At 71.6% G+C, this 16,677-nt stretch carries 16 protein-coding genes and 1 pseudogene; 3 read left to right on the top strand and 14 right to left on the bottom strand.

All coding sequences use genetic code 11. The features are described 5' to 3' along the window. Positions 1–64 precede the first annotated feature (64 nt). Positions 65–2,095 (bottom strand): hypothetical protein, encoded by a 2,031-nt coding sequence (locus KUM39_RS13935; RefSeq protein ID WP_217785908.1) that lies wholly within the window; start codon positions 2,093–2,095, stop codon positions 65–67. 291 nt (positions 2,096–2,386) lie between these two features. Next, on the bottom strand, positions 2,387–3,211 hold the full coding sequence (locus tag KUM39_RS13940; protein WP_217785909.1) for a MerR family transcriptional regulator: 825 nt from the start codon (positions 3,209–3,211) through the stop codon (positions 2,387–2,389). A 39-nt stretch (positions 3,212–3,250) separates the two neighbouring features. On the opposite strand from KUM39_RS13940, the gene KUM39_RS13945 reads away from it, so the two are divergent. After that, on the top strand, positions 3,251–3,712 hold the full coding sequence (locus tag KUM39_RS13945) for a DUF6194 family protein (protein ID WP_308288124.1): 462 nt from the start codon (positions 3,251–3,253) through the stop codon (positions 3,710–3,712). Here the strand turns inward: KUM39_RS13945 and KUM39_RS13950 are convergent. The 7 genes and pseudogenes from KUM39_RS13950 to KUM39_RS13980 form a co-directional block, all read right to left on the bottom strand. Further along, entirely contained in the window at positions 3,681–4,316 is a 636-nt protein-coding gene (locus KUM39_RS13950) for a DJ-1/PfpI family protein (protein ID WP_217785910.1), read from the bottom strand. The genes KUM39_RS13945 and KUM39_RS13950 overlap by 32 nt on opposite strands. A gap of 10 nt (positions 4,317–4,326) precedes the next feature. Next, positions 4,327–5,076: pseudogene (locus tag KUM39_RS13955) on the bottom strand (GlxA family transcriptional regulator). An 80-nt stretch (positions 5,077–5,156) separates the two neighbouring features. After that, positions 5,157–6,524: an MFS transporter gene (locus tag KUM39_RS13960; RefSeq protein ID WP_217785911.1), complete on the bottom strand. Its 1,368-nt coding sequence runs from the start codon at positions 6,522–6,524 to the stop codon at positions 5,157–5,159. A 104-nt stretch (positions 6,525–6,628) separates the two neighbouring features. Further along, entirely contained in the window at positions 6,629–7,567 is a 939-nt protein-coding gene (locus tag KUM39_RS13965) for an amidohydrolase family protein (protein WP_217785912.1), read from the bottom strand. Next, entirely contained in the window at positions 7,564–8,316 is a 753-nt protein-coding gene (locus tag KUM39_RS13970; RefSeq protein WP_217785931.1) for a 4-carboxy-4-hydroxy-2-oxoadipate aldolase/oxaloacetate decarboxylase, read from the bottom strand. Before KUM39_RS13970 ends, KUM39_RS13965 begins: the two co-directional genes overlap by 4 nt. A gap of 16 nt (positions 8,317–8,332) precedes the next feature. Continuing rightward, complete coding sequence (locus KUM39_RS13975; protein ID WP_217785913.1) at positions 8,333–9,361, bottom strand: amidohydrolase family protein; 1,029 nt, start codon at positions 9,359–9,361, stop codon at positions 8,333–8,335. Between the two features lie 232 nt (positions 9,362–9,593). Next, positions 9,594–10,904: a 4-oxalomesaconate tautomerase gene (locus KUM39_RS13980; protein WP_217785914.1), complete on the bottom strand. Its 1,311-nt coding sequence runs from the start codon at positions 10,902–10,904 to the stop codon at positions 9,594–9,596. Between the two features lie 155 nt (positions 10,905–11,059). On the opposite strand from KUM39_RS13980, the gene KUM39_RS13985 reads away from it, so the two are divergent. Continuing rightward, complete coding sequence (locus KUM39_RS13985) at positions 11,060–11,740, top strand: GntR family transcriptional regulator (RefSeq protein WP_217785915.1); 681 nt, start codon at positions 11,060–11,062, stop codon at positions 11,738–11,740. Positions 11,741–11,898: 158 nt separating this feature from the next. Here the strand turns inward: KUM39_RS13985 and KUM39_RS13990 are convergent, their stop codons facing one another. The 3 genes from KUM39_RS13990 to KUM39_RS14000 all read right to left on the bottom strand — a co-directional run bounded on the left by KUM39_RS13990 (position 11,899) and on the right by KUM39_RS14000 (position 14,092). Further along, the gene (locus KUM39_RS13990) at positions 11,899–12,369 is read right to left on the bottom strand and encodes a hypothetical protein (protein WP_217785916.1); all 471 of its coding nucleotides are present in this window, start codon (positions 12,367–12,369) and stop codon (positions 11,899–11,901) included. Positions 12,370–12,555: 186 nt separating this feature from the next. Continuing rightward, a complete protein-coding gene (locus KUM39_RS13995) occupies positions 12,556–13,038 on the bottom strand; it encodes a hypothetical protein (protein ID WP_217785917.1) in 483 nt (160 codons plus the stop codon). Between the two features lie 79 nt (positions 13,039–13,117). Continuing rightward, positions 13,118–14,092: a hypothetical protein gene (locus KUM39_RS14000; protein WP_217785918.1), complete on the bottom strand. Its 975-nt coding sequence runs from the start codon at positions 14,090–14,092 to the stop codon at positions 13,118–13,120. Positions 14,093–14,418: 326 nt separating this feature from the next. Here KUM39_RS14000 and KUM39_RS28170 point away from each other — a divergent pair, with 326 nt between their 5' ends. After that, positions 14,419–15,015 (top strand): hypothetical protein, encoded by a 597-nt coding sequence (locus KUM39_RS28170; protein ID WP_246620097.1) that lies wholly within the window; start codon positions 14,419–14,421, stop codon positions 15,013–15,015. Positions 15,016–15,140: 125 nt separating this feature from the next. On the opposite strand, the gene KUM39_RS14010 is transcribed toward KUM39_RS28170, so the two are convergent. Both KUM39_RS14010 and KUM39_RS14015 read right to left on the bottom strand, forming a co-directional pair. Continuing rightward, a complete protein-coding gene (locus KUM39_RS14010; protein WP_217785919.1) occupies positions 15,141–15,413 on the bottom strand; it encodes a hypothetical protein in 273 nt (90 codons plus the stop codon). 14 nt (positions 15,414–15,427) lie between these two features. Beyond that, complete coding sequence (locus tag KUM39_RS14015; protein ID WP_217785920.1) at positions 15,428–16,582, bottom strand: inorganic phosphate transporter; 1,155 nt, start codon at positions 16,580–16,582, stop codon at positions 15,428–15,430. Positions 16,583–16,677 lie beyond the last annotated feature (95 nt).

The raw sequence follows: 16,677 nt of genomic DNA on the forward strand, positions 1-16,677 counted from the left end.
ACCGACCGGGCAGGCAGGAGACTTGACCCGCACTCGGGCGATGCTGTCCCTCGTCGGGCCCCGACTACCTCGCGGCGATGGTGTATCCGCCCGGCAGCACCTCCGCGCGTACGCTCGCCCCGCGCACCTCGCGGGTCTGGTGGGCGTGGCCCGTGGCGTCGTACGACGTGACCGTGGCCGGACCGGAGCCGGGGAGCTGGACGGTGACGGTGCGGGAGGCGGTGGCCGCCGAGGCGAGCAGGGCGGTGCCGTGGCCGTCGGCGCCGGTGACCAGCCGGGAGACCTCCGGCTGGATGAGCAGGGCGTCGAGCGCGCCCGTGCCGTGCGTGCCGGTCGCCTTCAACTGGACCGACTTGGCCGGGAGTTCCCCGTTCAGCGTGACCGGGAGCAGGGCGCCGGGTGCCGGGGAGATGCCCTGGGGGCCGCCGGTGCCGTAGCGGAGGGTGCCGAGGTGGCGGTCGTCGGCGGTGAAGGAGAGGGTGCCGGTGCCGCCGTCGGTGAGGTCCGCGACCGGGGCGAGCAGGCGGGGGCCGTCGCCCGCCGGGATCTTCCAGGTGAGGGTGGAACCGGGGCCGGTGGAGACGTAGGCGCCACCGCTCCACTGGGACTCGCCGGTCCACGCGGACGACGGGGTCGTCTTCGTCGCGCCGCCGCCGAGTCGGGCCGACTCGGCCTCCACGACCCGCTGGCCGTCGCGGGCGGTGATGTGTCCGGCGGCCAGCGCGGTGCGGGCCACGTCGGGCGCCGCGTCCAGGGCCTCCATGCTCAGCAGGCCGTGAATGGTGGACTCGGCACCGGAGTTGTGGTTGACGGTCCCGTCCGCCGAGACCCCGTCGAAGGTGACGCCGGTGGCGGGGTCGTACATCGCCGTGCCCGCCGGGTTCTGGCCGAAGAACCAGCCCGCCGCGATACCGGCGAGACGGCGCGGGCCGGGCGTGCGGGTGGCGGCGGCGACGGCCAGCAGGGACTCCACGCGGGAGTCGGCGCCGTAGGCGATCTGGCTGCCGTCCACGGGGGCCGGGGCGAGGGAGTTGTCCGGGCCGGTGGAGGTCAGCAGGTGCGGGGTGAAGACGCTCGCGTCGGAGACGGCGGGCGCCAGCAGGGCGGGGTCGTGCAGCGCGGCGGCGGCCTGGGCGAGGCCCTCGGGCATATGCGCGCCCCAAGCGTGCCAGTTGGAGACGGAGTTGGCGGTCGGCAACAGCGCGCCGTACGGCCACTGGCGGGCGTCTCCGCCGCCGAGGGCCGCGACGCCCCGGGCGAACTCCTTGAGCGCGGTACGGGCCGCGCCGCCGCCACCCGCCCCGACGTACGCGCTCAGGCCGGTCATCGCCTCGGACGTGGCGTCGGCGCCGCCGGTGATGAGCCAGGCGGGGACACGGTGGCCGTCTGCTGTGTCGTACGTGCCGTAGGAGCCGAGGACTTGGCGGTTCAGGGCGCCAACCGCCAGTTCCATACGGGACTTGAGGAAGTCAGCGAACTTCGGGTCGGACTTCTTGAAGTCGGCGTAGCCCTCCCCGAGCGCCCAGACGGTGCGGGCCAGCCAGTAGGAGGCGCCGGTGTCCGAGGGGTTGGGGGTGTCGGGCGGGGTAGGGGTGCGGTTCAGGGTGCCGTCGGGCTGCATCCACAGGACAACGTTGCCGGCGTCCTTGCCGCTGGCGGTCTGGAGGTAGGTCAGGCCGCGCAGCAGCCCGTACGCCTGGGCGCGGCTGTGCGTGTCGCCGTCCGCGCGCCAGTGGCGGAGGTACACCACGGCGGCGCGGGCTATGTCGTCCGCGTCGTAGGCGCCCTGGCCGTACGTGTTGTGCGCGGCGTCGAAATCGCCGCCGCCGGTGGGCTGGTAGCCGCCGCCGGGCAGGGCGTTGGCGTAGACCCACAGCATCCGCAGCGAGGGGTCCTCGGCGAGGCGGTACGTGGTGTGCCCGGTCTGCGCGGGCGGCTTGACGCTGGTGGTGAGGGCGTCGAGGTGGGCGAGGTTGGTCAGCTTGCCGGGTGCGGCGGGCGCGGCGGCGTCCGTCATCGCGGGGGCGGCGGACGCGGCCGGGGCGAGCAGCCCGATCAGCGCGACCGCTGCGGGCAGCAGGGTACGGCGGAGCACGTCGGTCTCCTGGGTCGTGAGGTGGGCTGTGTGCTGTGGTTTGTGCTGTTGCTGTGTGGTGCGCAGCCATGTGGTGGGGCTCGGTGCTGCGGCTTGCGTGCGTAGGGGGAAGGGCGAGACAGCGGGCGGGGCACCCGTGTGGCCGCAAGATAACCCACGTGTTTCGGTGGGCCACCCGGGACGGGCTGCGATGATCACGTTGCGTGCATGGATGATCGACCCAACGTCCGCCAACTGTGCGCGTACGGTCGGAAATATGTAAAGCCACTGTGAACAACGAAGATTTTGCCTTTACCCGGGCGCCCGCTCACCCCCCTCACCGTCCGCCGGATCGCGTACGAAACCTGTCGCCAACTGGTCTCCTTGGAGCAGTACTTCGGCTTCGCTGATGACGGCGGCGAGGTCGGAGCCCGCCCTGAGCAGAGCGACGGTACGGTCCGCGATGGCGTCGAGACGCACGCCCAGGACCCGTTCGGTCTCCTCCAGCCCCTCATACCGGCCGAGAGCGCCCATGATCTCCCGGACGGCCGGCACCCCGTACCCGGCACCGCGCAGCGCGACGACGATGCGTGCGGCACCCACGGCCGCGGGGCCGTACCTGCGGGCCCGCAGAGTCGTGACCCGCTCGGGCGCGACCAGCCCCTCCCGCTCCCAGAAACGCAGCGCGGAAGGCCGTACACCGAGCGCCCCGGCCAGCTCGGTGATCGTCATCGAATCCCCCTCACGCGCGCCGTCGTCCCCCTCGCGCGCGGCGCCGCCCCCTTCGCACTCGGCCCGGATCGCCGCCAACGCCCGCCGGGCGTGCAGCACTTCGTCCCGCTCGGCGGCGAGCCGCACATGCACGGCGCCCACGGCGGCCGCAGCGTCCCCGATCCCGGCCCCGCGCAACCCTGCCAGCACCCGCCGGGCCTCCACCGGCCCGGCCGCGCGGGCGAGGCCCCGGTACGCGTGCAGTGCGCGGACGTGCAGCGCGGTGTACGCCCGGTACCCGTTGCCCGCACGCGTGGCTGGCGGTACGACGCCCAGCCGCTCCAGGTCCCGTACCTGTTGGGGTGAGTACCCGGACTGCCGCGCCACGTCGGCCGTACGCAGGGGCCGGCACCGGGCGTCGTCCATCGAAACCCCACACAAGCACTTGAAGGTCATGGTTGAACCATGAGTATGGAACAGATCATCGCGGCGGTACGCGGCTTCCCCGGCGCCCTCGTCCTCCTCCCGGAACCCGGAGGGGAGTACCCCGAGGAATCCTGGGGCGACGCCTTCTTCTACTACTCGCCCGACGGCCGCCTCCCCCGCACCACCCAGCCCTACGCCACGATCACCACGGCCGGACCGGACCCCGCTCCGTGGACCCTGAACATCCACGTGGGCCGCTCGGCTCTGACCGCTCTGACCAGTACCGATCCCCTCCCCGACCCCACACCGCCCGACCGCTTCCACCCTCACCCCTTCTACGCCCCCCAGGGCTGGGTCTCCGTCCTCGCCCCCGCCGAGCGCACCGGCGCGGCCGCGCTGCGGCTGCTGCGAAACGCCCACGAAGCCGCGCGCGAGCGCCACGAGCGACGGCGTGCGTCCCGGACGCCCCCTACTGGAGGAGGAAGCGGCTCCGAGACCTGAGGGCGTGCACGACCTCGGCCGGTGCCTTGTGGGGTGCGCCGGCGTCGTACGGGGGCTGGGGGTCGTACTCCGTGCCCAGTTGCACCGCCTGGGCGTGGAGGTCGTCGGTGAGGCGGCCGACGAGGGTGAGGCCCATGTCGATGCCGGCGGAGACACCGGCGGCGGTGACGAACTTGGCGTCGGTGACGACGCGTTCGGAAGTCGGTACGGCGCCGAAGCGGGCGAGGGTGTCCAGGGCGAGCCAGTGGGAGGTGGCGTGGCGGCCGGTGAGCAGCCCGGCGGCGGCGAGCAGAAGGGAGCCGGTGCACACCGAAGTCGTCCAAGTGGTGGCCGAGTCGGCGGTACGCAGCCAGTCGAGCAGGACCTCGTTCTCCATCTGGTCCGACTGGCCGGGTCCGCCGGGAACCAACAGCACGTCGGGGGAACGCACTTCGCTCAGTGCTCTGTCCGCGACCAGTGCGAGGTCTCCACGGTCGTTACGTACGAGTCCGGGGCGCTCGGCGACGAACACCGTCTCGGCGTCGGGAATGCGGCACAACATCTCGTACGGGCCGACGGCGTCGAGTGCGGTGAAGCGGTCGAAGAGGACGATGGCGATCTGCATGGGCTGCCTCTCAGCGGGCTCGCGGCGGACTCTGCCGACGGTCACGAATATCGTCGATCTGTCGGGCTTTGAGCGGGTGCGGACGGAAGCGGCGGCGGTACTCGGCCGGGGCTGTGCCCAGGGTCTTCACGAAGGCACGGCGCATCGCCTCCGGGGTGCCGTAGCCGCTGGCGCGGGAGATCCGCTCGACCCCGTCGGCCGTGTCCTCCAGGAGCCGCCGGGCGTGCTCCATGCGGACGCGCTCGACGTAGCGGCCGGGTGTGGTGCCCGTCTCGATGTGGAAGGCACGGGCGAAGTGGCGCGGGGAGAAACGAGGTGCCGGGCGACGGCGAGCGCGGTGGCCCGGTCGTGGTCCTCCTCGACCAGCGCGAGCGCGAGATCGATACCGGCGGTGACTCCGGCGGAGGTAGCGATGTGTCCGTCGCGGACGAAGATCGGGTCCGGATCGACCTCCACCGCGGGGTGGGTCCGGGCCAGGTGGTCGCAGAGCGCCCAGTGGGTGGTGGCTCGGCGGCCGTCCAGCAGTCCGGCGGCAGCGAGCAGGAGCGCCCCGCTGCACACGGAGGCGAGGGAGGGGGCCGTCGGGGACCAGGGTGAGGCCGCTGGAGGTGCGGATGGGGGTGCCGTCCAGCGAGGCCGTGTACACCGCATACGAAGTGCCAGTGTGGCGACCGGCTCCCGTGAAGACCTCCAGGGGACCGGTCACGTCCAGGCTCTGCACGCCGTCGAAGAGGACGACCAGCACGGATCGCTGCGTCATGGCGTCCATCCTTCGCCCAGGGCGCGGTGGCCGCAATGACGAGTACCCCACCTTTTCTGCCATCCGGGAGGGGTGACCCGTCAGGCGGTGCCTCCTACCCCGGCCGCTTCCTTCTCCAGGAGTCGGCGTCGCATCGTCCGTGGTCCGAAGGCCGCCAGGACCATCGCGCCCACCAGCCAGGTCGCCGCGATGAAGATGAAGACGCTGCGGTAGCCGGAGGTGTTGTAGAGGGCGGCGATGATGAGGGGGCCGAAGGCGTTGGAGAGGCGGCCGAGGCCGTAGGAGACGCCGGTGCCGAGGGAGCGTCCGGCGGTGTCGAAGAGTTCCGGGGAGTAGGCGTAGCCGAGGGCGGTGTAGCCGCGTTCGAAGAGGTTGACGAGGAAGCCGAACACGACGATCAGCACCGGGTTGAACGTGAGGCCGTACAGCAGGCCGCAGACGGCGATGACGGTGCCGAACACGACCAGGCACCACTTGCGTTCGAAGCGGTCGGTGACCAGGGCGGCCAGGTACGAGCCGAGCGGGGCGCCGACGGTGGTGAGGGCGACGTAGAAGACGGACTTCTCCACGCTGAAGCCCTGTTGGGCGAGCAGGGTCGGGGCCCAGCTGGAGTAGCCGAAGAAGCCGATGGTCTGGGTGACCCAGAGGACGGTGAGCAGGAGGGTGGGGAGCAGATAGCGGCGCTGGGTGAGGAGCTTCAACGGGGCGGTGATACGCGGGGGTTCGGCGACGGGCGGGGCGGGTTCGGGGAGCGGGCGGCCTGATTGCGCGGTGGCCTCGGCCTCCAGTTCGCGCAGCACGCGGTCGGCCGCCGCGTGGTCGCCCCGGCTCTCGTACCAGCGCGGCGACTCCCGCAGTTTCGGCAGGAAGAAGAGGTAGAGCACGCCGAGCGCGCCCCACAGGTACACCAGCCGCCACGACCAGTCGTTGAGCGGTACGACCGCGCTGGCCACGAAGTTGGTGACCGGGGTGCCGCAGATGCCGATGACGATCGCGTACGCCTGGTACTTGCCGCGCACGGCCGCCGGGAACACCTCGGCCACGTAGATCACGGCGACGACCGTCATCGCGGACAGCCCGGCCGAGGTCAGAATGCGGAACGCGCTCAGTGAGACGAGGTTCCAGGAGAAGACGGCGGCGAGCGAGGAGACGCTGAAGAACAGCGTGGTCGCCGTCAACGCCCTTTTGCGGCCCCACCGGTCGGCCAGTCGGCCCGCCGCGACCGAGCCGATGAACATGCCGACGAACGACAGCGAGGTGACGTAGGCAATCTGACTGACCGTCACACCCCAGAGTTTCACCAGGCGGGGAGCGGTGATGGCGAAGCTGTTGATGTCGGCGAACTCGAAGAAGTACGCGAACGACACGGCCAGCAGCGTCATTCTGTGGAACCGCGAGATCGGCAACCGGTCCAGCCGGTTCCGGGCGTTGGCGTTGACAGTGAGCATGGCGGCCCTCGTCGTCGAAGGAGGTGGGCGGGCGGGGTGGTGTGGGGATGGGGTGGGGCGTTGTGCGGAGAGCGGTGATTCCCCTGCTGTGCGCGGGAGTTGGGTCAGGCGGGGTCGTCCGGCCAGTACAGGCGGGCCGGGTTGGTGACCAGCAGCTTCCGGCGGGACTCGTCCGTGACCGCGATGCGGGGAATCCACGAGGTCAGCAGGCCGTCGTCGGGCATGTGGCCGGTCAGGTTGGGGTGCGGCCAGTCGGTGCCCCACAGCACGGAGTCGGGGAACTCCTCCACGACCTTGCGGGCGTGCGGCACCACGTCCTGGTACGACTCCCGCTCCCCGTCGAGCGCGGGCGGGCCGGTACGGCTGAGGCGTTCGGGACAGGTGACCTTCACCCACACGTCCGCACGCTCCGCGAACCGCAGGAAGCGGGCGAACTCCGGTCCTTCCGGTGGGAGTTCGACGTCCGGTCGGCCCATGTGGTCCACCACCAGCGGGGTGGGCAACGCGGTGAAGAAGTCCGCGAGTTCGGCCAGGTCCTGGCTCTCGAAGTAGACGACCACGTGCCAGCCGAGCGGGGCGATCTTCCGCGCGATGACGGCCAGGTCCTCCTTGGGTGAGCGATTCACCAGCCGCTTGAGGAAGTTGAACCGCACCCCGCGCACCCCGGCCGCGTGCAGCCCGGCCAGTTCGGCGTCGGTCACGTCGGGGCGGACGGTGGCGATACCGCGTGCCCGCCCGTCGGCCGCCCGTACGGCGTCCACCATCGCGGAGTTGTCGGCGCCGTGGCAGGTGGCCTGGACGACAACCCGGCGGGCCACACCCAAGTGCGCGTGCAGGGAATCCAGTTGGTCCTTGCTCGCATCACAGGGGGTGTACTTGCGTTCCGGGGCGTACGGGAACTCGGCGCCGGGGCCGAAGACATGGCAGTGCGTGTCCACGGTGCCGGGCGGGAGGGTGAAGGCGGAGGGTGAGGGGTTCTGGTACCAGTCGAGCCAGCCGGGGGTCTTCTGGAAGGGGCCACTGGTCTGCGGGGGCTTGGTCACGAGGACTCCCCCGGCGTCCGGACCGCTCCGGTGGTGACCGGGCCGGTGCCGGTGGTGACCGGGCCGGTGCCGGTGTAGCGCAGGCCCGCCGCCGCCAGCTTCTCCCGCATCGCGTACATGTCGAGCCCCAGCTCCCCCTCCGCCAGGCGTTTCCGTTTACCGGCCTCGTTCTCCTCACGGCGCCGCCCGGCCTCGGCGGCCTCGGCGGCCCGCTCGGCGGGGACGACGACGACACCGTCCGCGTCGGCCCGTACGACGTCGCCGGGACGGACGAGGGCGCCCGCGCAGACGACCGGCACGTTCACGGAGCCGAGGGTCGCCTTGACGGTGCCGCGTGCGTTGACGGCCCGGCTGAACACGGGGAAGTCCATGTGGCGCAGCTCGGTCACGTCCCGGCAGCCGCCGTCGATGACGAGGCCGACGGCGCCGTGCGCGCGGGCGGAGGTGGCCAGGAGTTCGCCGAAGAAACCGTCCTCGGACTCGGTGGTGCAGGCGGCCACCAGCACGTCGCCGGGCCGGAGTTGCTCGACGGCGACGTGCAGCATCCAGTTGTCGCCAGGCTGGAGGAGCACGGTGACGGCGGTGCCGCACAGGTCGGCCTCGGGGTAGACGGGCCGGATGTACGGGCGGAGGAGACCGGTGCGGCCCATCGCCTCGTGCACGGTGGCCACGCCGAGTCCGGACAGGTCCCGGACGGCTTCGGGGTCCGCGCGGTCGATGTCCTGGTGGACGACGCCGAGTTCGTACATGGCGGGTTCCTTCATCTCAGCGTCCCTGCCGCTTGAGCAGGGCGTCCAGGCGGGGGTAGACAGCGCGCGCGTTCGCCTCGCGCACGGCGTGCTCGTCGTCGGCGGGCAGACCGGCGGCCTCCAGATAGCGGAGGGTGTCGTCGAAGTACCGGCCGGTGCGCGGGTCGATGTCGCGGACGGCGCCGATCATCTCGGAGGCGAACAGGATGTTCCGGCGGGGTACGACGTCGAGCAGCAGGTCGAAGCCGGGCTGGTGGTAGACACAGGTGTCGAAGTACACGTTTTCCAGGACGTGTTGCTCCAGCGGCGGCTTGCCGAGCGCCATCGCCAGGCCCCGGAAACGGCCCCAGTGGTAGGGGACGGCGCCGCCGCCGTGCGGGACGATCAGCCGGAGGGTGGGGAAGTCGGCGAAGAGGTCACCGGTCACGAGCTGCATGAACGCGGTGGTGTCGGCGTTCAGGTAGTGCGCGCCGGTGGTGTGGAAGGCCGGGTTGACGCTGGTGCTGACGTGCACCATCGCGGGGATGTCGTACTCGGTCATCGCCTCGTACACCGGGTACCAGGAGCGGTCCGTGAGCGGGGGCGCGGTCCAGCCGCCGCCGGAGGGGTCCGGGTTGAGGTTGATCGCCACGGCACCCAACTCCTCGACGCTGCGTCGGAGTTCGGGTACGCAGGTGGCGGGGTCCACACCGGGCGACTGGGGCAGCATCGCGGCGACGGCGAACCGCTCGGGGTAGAGCGCGGCGACCCGGGCGCACAGGTCGTTGCAGACGGCTGCCCAGGCGGCGGAGGTGCCGAAGTCCCCGATGTGGTGCGCCATGAAGGAGGCACGCGGCGAGAAGACCGTCAGGTCGATGCCGCGTTCGTCCATCAGGCGGAGCTGGTTCGGCTCGACGCTCGCGCGCAGTTCGTCGTCGGATATACGGGGTCCCGCCGGGTCCGGCGGAGTGGCGGACGGGTCGGCAAGGGCGGCGATCTGCCGGTCACGCCACTCCCCCAGCGCACCGGGCGCGGTGGTGAAGTGGCCGTGGCAGTCGATGATCATGCGGGTGGCTCCTGGAGGGGGGTGGGGGCGCTGGGCGTGGGGCGCGGGGACGTGTGTGTGCGGGGCCTATGTGGCGGGCGTACATGTGGGGGCGTGTGCACGGGGGGGACGACGCGCGGAGGGGGAGACGTGTGGAGTCGTACATGTGGTGCGGGCCCATGTGGTGGGCGCACATGTGGTGCGGGCCCATATGTGGGGCGTGGTGACTGTTCTGTGGTGGGGAGGTCCGGGTTCAGGGTGTGGGGTTGTCCCGCTGCGGATGCTCCGGCTCCCGTGTCCGTTCCTGGTGGGGCCATGCCGTGGGCGGGACCAGCACGCTGCCCGTCATGATCAGGCGGGCGGTGCGGAGCAGGGCCGAGCGGGTGACCCGGAGGGGGTTGTCGGGGTCGAGGCCGAGGCGGAGGTCGAAGGACCCGGAGGGGTGCTCGACGGAGATGTCCCGGAAGGGTCCGGGTTCTCCCGGAGGGGTGCCGTCAGGGGTGTCGGCGGCGGGGGTGGTGGCGTCGGTGGTGGTGGCGTCGGGTGCGGTGCCGGAGGCGGTCCCGGACGGGCCGAGCGCGGCCACCTCGTGGGCGACCGTGCCCGGCAGTACGCACGCGGTCGCCGCCGTGACGGCCGCGAGGACGCCGATGGACTCGTGGCAGACGTGCGGGATGAAGCTGCGGGTGGCGAGGGTGCCGCCCGCGCGGGGCGGGGCGACGAGGGTCATCTTCGGGTAGTTCCGCGCGCTGACGTCCCCGAGGCCCATGAGGTGTCCGCAGGCCAGCCGCAGCGTCTCCACCCTGGCCTTCAGCTCGTCGTCGGCGTTGAGCCGCTCGGGCGTCTCCAGCCCCGTGCGGCCGAGGTCGGCCGCAGCGACGACGACCAGGGGCATGCCGTTGTCGATGCAGGTCACGTCCACGCGGGTGCCGTCCAGCTCGACGGTGTCCCGTACGTTCCCGGTGGGCAGCAGGCCGTCGCACACCGCGCCCTCGGTGTCGAGGAACCCGATGCTGACGGCAGCGGCGGTGCCGGGTACGCCGTCGATGCGGGTGTCCCCCGCGTACTCGACGTAGCGACCCTGAGGACCCTTGGGGGTACTGATGGTGATCTCGGCGATCGTCCCGGTGTTCAGGGTGAGCACCCGCGCGGTCGTGGTGTCGGCGTCGGGGCGCAGCAGCCCGGACTCGACGGCGAAGGGGACGACGGCGGCGAGCATGTTCCCGCAGTTCGGGGTGGTGTCCACGGTGTCGGTGTCCGGCTGGAGCTGGGCGAACAGGAACTCCAGGTCAACGCCGTCCCGGTCGCTGCGGTCCACGATCCCGGCCTTGCTGGTCAGGGGGTGCGCGCCGCCGAGGCCGTCGATCTGCCGGGGGTCGGGCGAGCCCAGCGCGGCGAGCAGGACGGCGTCGCGCGCCGCGCGGCCGAGCGGGAGGTCGGCGGCCCGGAAGAAGGGGCCGCGCGAGGTACCACCGCGCATGAACCAGCAGGGGACGGGGACCTGCGGCCCGTAGGGGGTGGGGGCCTGGGGGCCTTGCGGCAGGGGCTGGCCGGTCGGCGTCATCGTGGCCTCCTTCGTCGCGTCCAAACGGTGGAACGCACGCCAACATAACCATCAACGAGATTGTTGACAATAATGTGGACGAGAATTTCCACCATCTCCGGGAGGGCCGATAGACTCCCGACGACGCCGGCGACAGGGGAAGGGAAGGGGCCGCAGTGGCGGATCAGAGGTTGAGCGGGCAGGCGGGGCGCCGTCTGGTCAGTGAGTCCATTCGGCGGGCGCTGTCCAGGGGCGATCTGGTGCCCGGACAACGACTGGTCGAGCAGGAACTCTCCGACTCCCTCGGCGCCACTCGCGGCTGTGTCCGCGAGGCCCTCCAGGACCTCGCCGCCGAGGGACTGGTGGAGCTGGTACCGAACCGGGGCGCCCGGGTCCGCGTGGTCTCGGTCGAGGAGGCCGTACAGATCACCGAGTGCCGGGCCGCGCTCGAAGCGCTGTGCGCGCGGCGCGCCGCCACGCACGCCTCCGCCGCCGACCGGGCCGCCCTGCTCGCCATCGGCACCGCCATGCGCGAGGCGGTCGCGGGCGGCGATCTCAACACCTACTCCGCGCTCAACCGCCAACTGCACGCCACCGTCGCCGAGATGAGCGGCCAGCAGGTCGCCTCCGGACTCCTGGACCGGCTCAAGGGGCAGATGGTCCGCTACCAGTTCCGGCTGGCCCTGCGCCCCGGCCGCCCCGCGCAGTCCCTCCCGCAGCACCTGGCGATCATCGACGCCGTGGTCTCCGGCTCCCCCGAGGCTGCGGAGGCGGCGGCCCGCGCCCATCTGGACAGCGTCATCGAGGAGTTGCGGGCCCACGAGGAGCCGGGGGCGGAGCGGGCCGGGGCGTTCTGACGGCACCGCGCCACCGCCGCGCGCGAGGACGGCCGCGGAACATGGCGCTGCCCCGCCGGGACGGACACCGGCGGGGCAGCGAGTTCGGGTCGGGCCAGGCTCAACCAGCATTCCCTGTACGGCTGTTGGGGCGGGGCTGGCATGAGCCGTGCGTGCGGTCAGCTGATGAAGGAGTTGGGCGCGCAGGCGCTGCTGGCCACCCAGACGTGGGACTCGATGCGGTCGTTCATGGTGACGCCGTTGGTGAAGTGGTTGCGCCCCAGGTCGTCCACGTACTTCTCGCCCGGCTTGAGGCAGCCGTACGCCCTGTCGTCGTAGTTGGGCAGGTAGTAGAAGGCGACGACGTCCTTGCCGCCGACGAAGCCGCTGTTCATGACCGACGACGCCGTGTTGGCGTCGGAGCCCGTGAACGGGCCGGAACTGTCGCCCCAGTTGGGGTCGTTGCCCGCTGTGACGCCCAGCAGCGTGCCGGTGCAGTCGGTGCCGTCCCAGGCCCGGACGTTGCCGTCACGGCCGTGGGCGTTCCAGTTGGCGTTGCAGTTGGTACCGGCGTGGGCGGCGGTGGCGGGTACGGCTACGCCGAGGGCGGCGAGGCCGAGGGTGGCCAGTGAGACGGCCAACTTGCGCATGACGGACTCCAGTTCTGCCTCTCGGAGGAGGCGTTGCGGTGATACGGAGGCGTGAAGGGGGGAGGGCGCGCGGAGGGGACCGGCCCCACGGACGCTGCGGGCCCGAGCGCCCGACCGTCCGGACGCCCCGATGCGTGAACGCGTGGACGCGTGGATGCGCCGGACGCCTATTACGGCGTAATAGCCCTAGCTGATGAACGAGTTGGGTGCGCAGGCGCTGGCCTGGACCCAGGCGTGCGACACGATGTTGTCGTTCATCCTGGCGCCGTTGGTGAAGTGGTTCCGGGTGAGGTCGTCCACGTACTTCTCGCCCGGCTTGAGGCAGCCGTAGGCGGTGTCGTTGTACTGGACGTGGTAGTAGAACGCGACGACGTCCTTGCCGCCGACGAAGCCGCTGTTCATGACGGAGGTGGCGGCGTCGCCGTCGCTGCCCTGGAAGGGACCGGACGCGTCCCACCAGTCGGGGTCGTTGCCCTGGGTGACGCCGAGGAGTTCGCCCTGGCAGTCGAGGTCGCGCCAGGCGCGGACGTTGCCGTCGCGGCCGTGGGCGTTCCAGTTGGCGTTGCAGCCGGGCCCGGCGTGCGCGGTGGCGGGCAGTGCGAGTCCGAGGGCGACGCATCCGAGGGAGGCGAGTCCGAGCGTGGTCAGGGAGAGGGTCAACTTGCGCATGGCGAAGCCCCGTTCGGTGTGCGGTGTGCGGAGATGAGGAGAGTGGGTTCGGACGGCGGCCGGTGCGGTCCGGGGCGGCTCAGGTGCGGGCGGGCACCGTCTTCTCGGCGCGGGTGAGGGCGTCCTGCTTGATCCGCCGGTACAGGTCGAGTTGGGCGCCGTATTTTCCGGTGAGCTGATCGACGTAGTGGGCCTCGCGGCGCTCGCCGATCGTGCGGAGGTGGACGGAGCGGGCGCAGGTGGCGTCCGCGACGGCGAGACGGGTCTCGGCGGTGAAGCCTCGGGCCTCCTCGGCCGGTGTCCGCTCGGCGTCGTGTTCGCGGGTGGACTGCCGGGCGGCGGCCGGGTCCCGGTAGGGGTGCCCGGCACGTCTCATACAGGCCGACCAGGCGTGCACGGCGCGGGTGAACTCCCCGTCCTTCAGCAGCTTGTTGACGTAGAGCGGGCGGAGATTGCTGACGGTGGTGTCGGTACGGAACCAGCGCGCCGGGTCGCCGTAGAGCCGCTTCTCGGCCTCGCCGGTGCAGCCGCCGGACATCTTGGTGATGGTGCCGCCGGTGGGAGACATGGTCCGGAGTTGGGTGCTCCTGGTGCCGCCGTCCATCGCGGTGTCGAAGGCGCGCTGCCGGTCCGGTGAAAGGGCCTTGCGGTACGCGACGTTGGGGTTGGCGAGGCGGGCGCGGTCCTCCTGGGCCGTGATCCGGCTGCCGTAGCCGTAGGTGCGGGCCCAGTTGACGTCGTCCTGGACGTATCCGAGGGGGCGGCTCTCGGCGAGGCCGGGTCGTCGCTCGTCCTGGAAACGGAAGCCGTGGCGGCGCATGCACTGGGTGATCAGGTGCTGTTCGGCGTCGGAGACGCGGAGGTCCTCGGCCCAGGTGAGGTCGCGGCCGGAACCGGAGCCGGAATTGAAGCCGGTGGAGGCGCGTGCCGTGGCGGAGACGTCGGCGCCCGTCGAGCAGGAGGTCAGCGCGGACACGGTGACGGCGGCGAGGCACAGTCCGGCGGCGGCCACGGCCACCGCCGGGCGGCGCGTGACGGCATCGGTGCGCTTCATGGGTCTCCCTCCCCTGGGGTGCGGTCCCAACAGGTCGCTGATTACGACACGTTGACGCTGTGGGAAGGGCGTTTGTATGACGCCGGACACGCGAATTCCTTGCCGTGGCCGGGGTCATACGGGGGGTGTGGTCGCGGCGGTCACTCAGGTGAGGGGGATGTCCGCCCGCATGTGTGTGCGCATGTGTGTGCCCATGTCCGCCCGCATGTCCGTCGCCGCCTGCTTGGTGCTCCAATTCCTGCGGTATGTGGCCGAGTTCGGCCGATCACGGCGCCGGGTGCGTGGGGCGGGGGATGATGACCCCTCCGCACGATCCCAGGGGGGACATGAACACCCGTATCACCGCTGCCGCGTTGCTCGCGGTCGGCGCTTTCGCCGTCGTCGGCTGCTCCGGGCCGGGGCAGTCCGAGTCTGGCGGGGACAAGCCCGGTTCCGCACCGGCCGGGAGCGCATCCGTACCGGGCGAGGCAGCTTCCGCGTCCGCCGGGTCCACCGGCACCGCCGATCCGGACGGCTCCAACGGCTCCACCACGTCCGCCGGAAGCAGCAGCGGCACAGGTACCGGGGTGCCGAAAGCCGCCGCCTCGGCCGCCTCCAGCACCCCGGACAACGCCCGGCCCGCCGACGGCAAGGCGGCCCCCGGCCACTCGGCCGCGAAGGCGGCCGGTATCCCGCCCGAGCCCAGCGGCCCGAAGCGCGCGCGGCTGCTGCACGACCTCTCGGCCGTCAGCCCGAACATCGTGAAGTACGAGGACAAGGCCGTCGCGGCGGCCCGTAACCAGTGCTCGTCGATCAACGGGGGTGGTGCGCGCCTGGACCACACGGCCGCGCAGCGCTTCAGCTACAAGGACGTGAAGACGACCGAGGCGCAGGGCAGGCAGATCAACCAGGCTTTGCGGTCGAGCGGGTTCTGCAAGGTCTGACCGGGGTTCGACGGCAGGTGCCGTCGGCGGGGGGAGGCAGGAAGCAGCCCAGCTGCCGAGCGGCCCCGCGCCCACGGCACAGGTCGTACGGAGCAGGTCGTACGGAGCAGGTCGTACGACTCGGGTCAGTGGAACTGCGGAACGATGAGGTAGATGCCGTAGACGACCACCGCCGCGCACGCGAGGAAGCAGAGCGTGGCCTGCACTTGGCCGGAGAGGGACCGTGCCGTACCGGACGGTTCCGGTGAACTCGTCGTACTGGAAGTGGAGTTGTGGTCCCTCGCCTCTGCCGAGCGGGCGAGGCAGAGGACGCCGAGGGTGAAGACGGCGACCACGGCGACGGTGACGCCGATACTTACCGCGGTGACCTGTCCGAGGGCGTTCCAGTCGAGATGCATGACGGTCTCCGGGCTCAGACGGCGCTGCCGACGTCGGTCGGCGCGGGGGTGCGGACGCTGACTTCGTGGGTGTCGTTGACGTTCGTCGCGTCCACCGGGTTGCGGCGCGCTGCGAGCACGACGACCGTGGCCACGGCGAGCGCGACCAAGGCGATGACGGCCGTACCGGTGTCGCCGCCGCGTTTGACGACGGCGGCCGAGAGTCCGCCGACGAGCGCGGCGGCGGGCAGGGTGATCAGCCAGGCGGCGGCCATCCGGCCCGCGACACCCCAGCGGACCTCCGCGAGTCGTCGGCCGAGCCCGGCGCCGAGGATGCTGCCGGAGGCGACCTGGGTGGTGGACAGGGCGAAGCCGAGGTGGGCGGAGGTGAGGATGACCGTGGTGGACGCGGTTTCGGCGGCGAAACCCTGCGGGGACTGGATCTCGGTGAGGCCCTTGCCCATCGTGCGGATGATGCGCCAGCCGCCGATGTACGTACCGAGTCCGATGGCGAGGCCCGCCGCGGCGATCACCCACACGGGTGGCCCGGCCGCGTGCCCGAGGGCGCCCGCCGAGATGAGGGTGAGGGTGATGACGCCCATCGTCTTCTGTGCGTCGTTGGTGCCGTGCGCGAGGGAGACCAGCGAGGCCGAGGCGATCTGGCCGAGCCGGAAACCCCTGGTCACGCCGCGTTCGTGGGCGTGGCGGGTGAGGCGGTAGGCGAGGTAGGTGGCGATCAGGGCGGCGGCGCCCGCGACGACCGGCGAGAGCACGGCCGGGATCAGTACCTTCTCCACGACCTTGTCCAGGTGTACGCCGTCCGCGCCCGCGCCCACCCACACGGCGCCGACGAGTCCGCCGAACAGCGCGTGCGAGGAGCTGGACGGCAGCCCCGCGAGCCAGGTCACGAGGTTCCAGAGGATCGCCCCGACCAGCCCGGCGAAGATCATCGCCGGGGTGACGAGGGTGTCGTCCACGATGCCGCCGGAGATCGTCTTCGCCACCTCCGTGGACAGGAAGGCCCCGACGATGTTGAGCACACCGCTCACCAGAACCGCTGTCCGTGGCGTCAGCGCCCCCGTTGCGATGGACGTCGCCATCGCGTTCGCCGTGTCGTGGAATCCGTTGGTGAAGTCGAAAGCGAGCGCGGTGACGATGACGACCGCCACCAGGAAGGTGATGTGGTCCATTCCTTGAGCAAAGCAAGTGCGGGTCAATGGCGGGCGGAAGAGGGGGGGCGGGGGGGTCGGAGGCTGGGGGGGGCGGGGGGCGGTGGGAGGTGGGG

Source organism: Streptomyces corallincola (assembly GCF_019104725.1).
Lineage (GTDB): Bacteria > Actinomycetota > Actinomycetes > Streptomycetales > Streptomycetaceae > Streptomyces > Streptomyces corallincola.

Coding starts and splice junctions, on each gene's coding strand:
- KUM39_RS13940 (WP_217785909.1), bottom strand. CDS start 3,211: ATGGACGACGCCCGGTGCCGGCCCCTGCGTACGGCCGACGTGGCGCGG.
- KUM39_RS13945 (WP_308288124.1), top strand. CDS start 3,251: ATGAGTATGGAACAGATCATCGCGGCGGTACGCGGCTTCCCCGGCGCC.
- KUM39_RS13950 (WP_217785910.1), bottom strand. CDS start 4,316: ATGCAGATCGCCATCGTCCTCTTCGACCGCTTCACCGCACTCGACGCC.
- KUM39_RS13960 (WP_217785911.1), bottom strand. CDS start 6,524: ATGCTCACTGTCAACGCCAACGCCCGGAACCGGCTGGACCGGTTGCCG.
- KUM39_RS13970 (WP_217785931.1), bottom strand. CDS start 8,316: ATGTACGAACTCGGCGTCGTCCACCAGGACATCGACCGCGCGGACCCC.
- KUM39_RS13975 (WP_217785913.1), bottom strand. CDS start 9,361: ATGATCATCGACTGCCACGGCCACTTCACCACCGCGCCCGGTGCGCTG.
- KUM39_RS13980 (WP_217785914.1), bottom strand. CDS start 10,904: ATGACGCCGACCGGCCAGCCCCTGCCGCAAGGCCCCCAGGCCCCCACC.
- KUM39_RS13990 (WP_217785916.1), bottom strand. CDS start 12,369: ATGCGCAAGTTGGCCGTCTCACTGGCCACCCTCGGCCTCGCCGCCCTC.
- KUM39_RS13995 (WP_217785917.1), bottom strand. CDS start 13,038: ATGCGCAAGTTGACCCTCTCCCTGACCACGCTCGGACTCGCCTCCCTC.
- KUM39_RS14000 (WP_217785918.1), bottom strand. CDS start 14,092: ATGAAGCGCACCGATGCCGTCACGCGCCGCCCGGCGGTGGCCGTGGCC.
- KUM39_RS28170 (WP_246620097.1), top strand. CDS start 14,419: ATGAACACCCGTATCACCGCTGCCGCGTTGCTCGCGGTCGGCGCTTTC.
- KUM39_RS14010 (WP_217785919.1), bottom strand. CDS start 15,413: ATGCATCTCGACTGGAACGCCCTCGGACAGGTCACCGCGGTAAGTATC.
- KUM39_RS14015 (WP_217785920.1), bottom strand. CDS start 16,582: ATGGACCACATCACCTTCCTGGTGGCGGTCGTCATCGTCACCGCGCTC.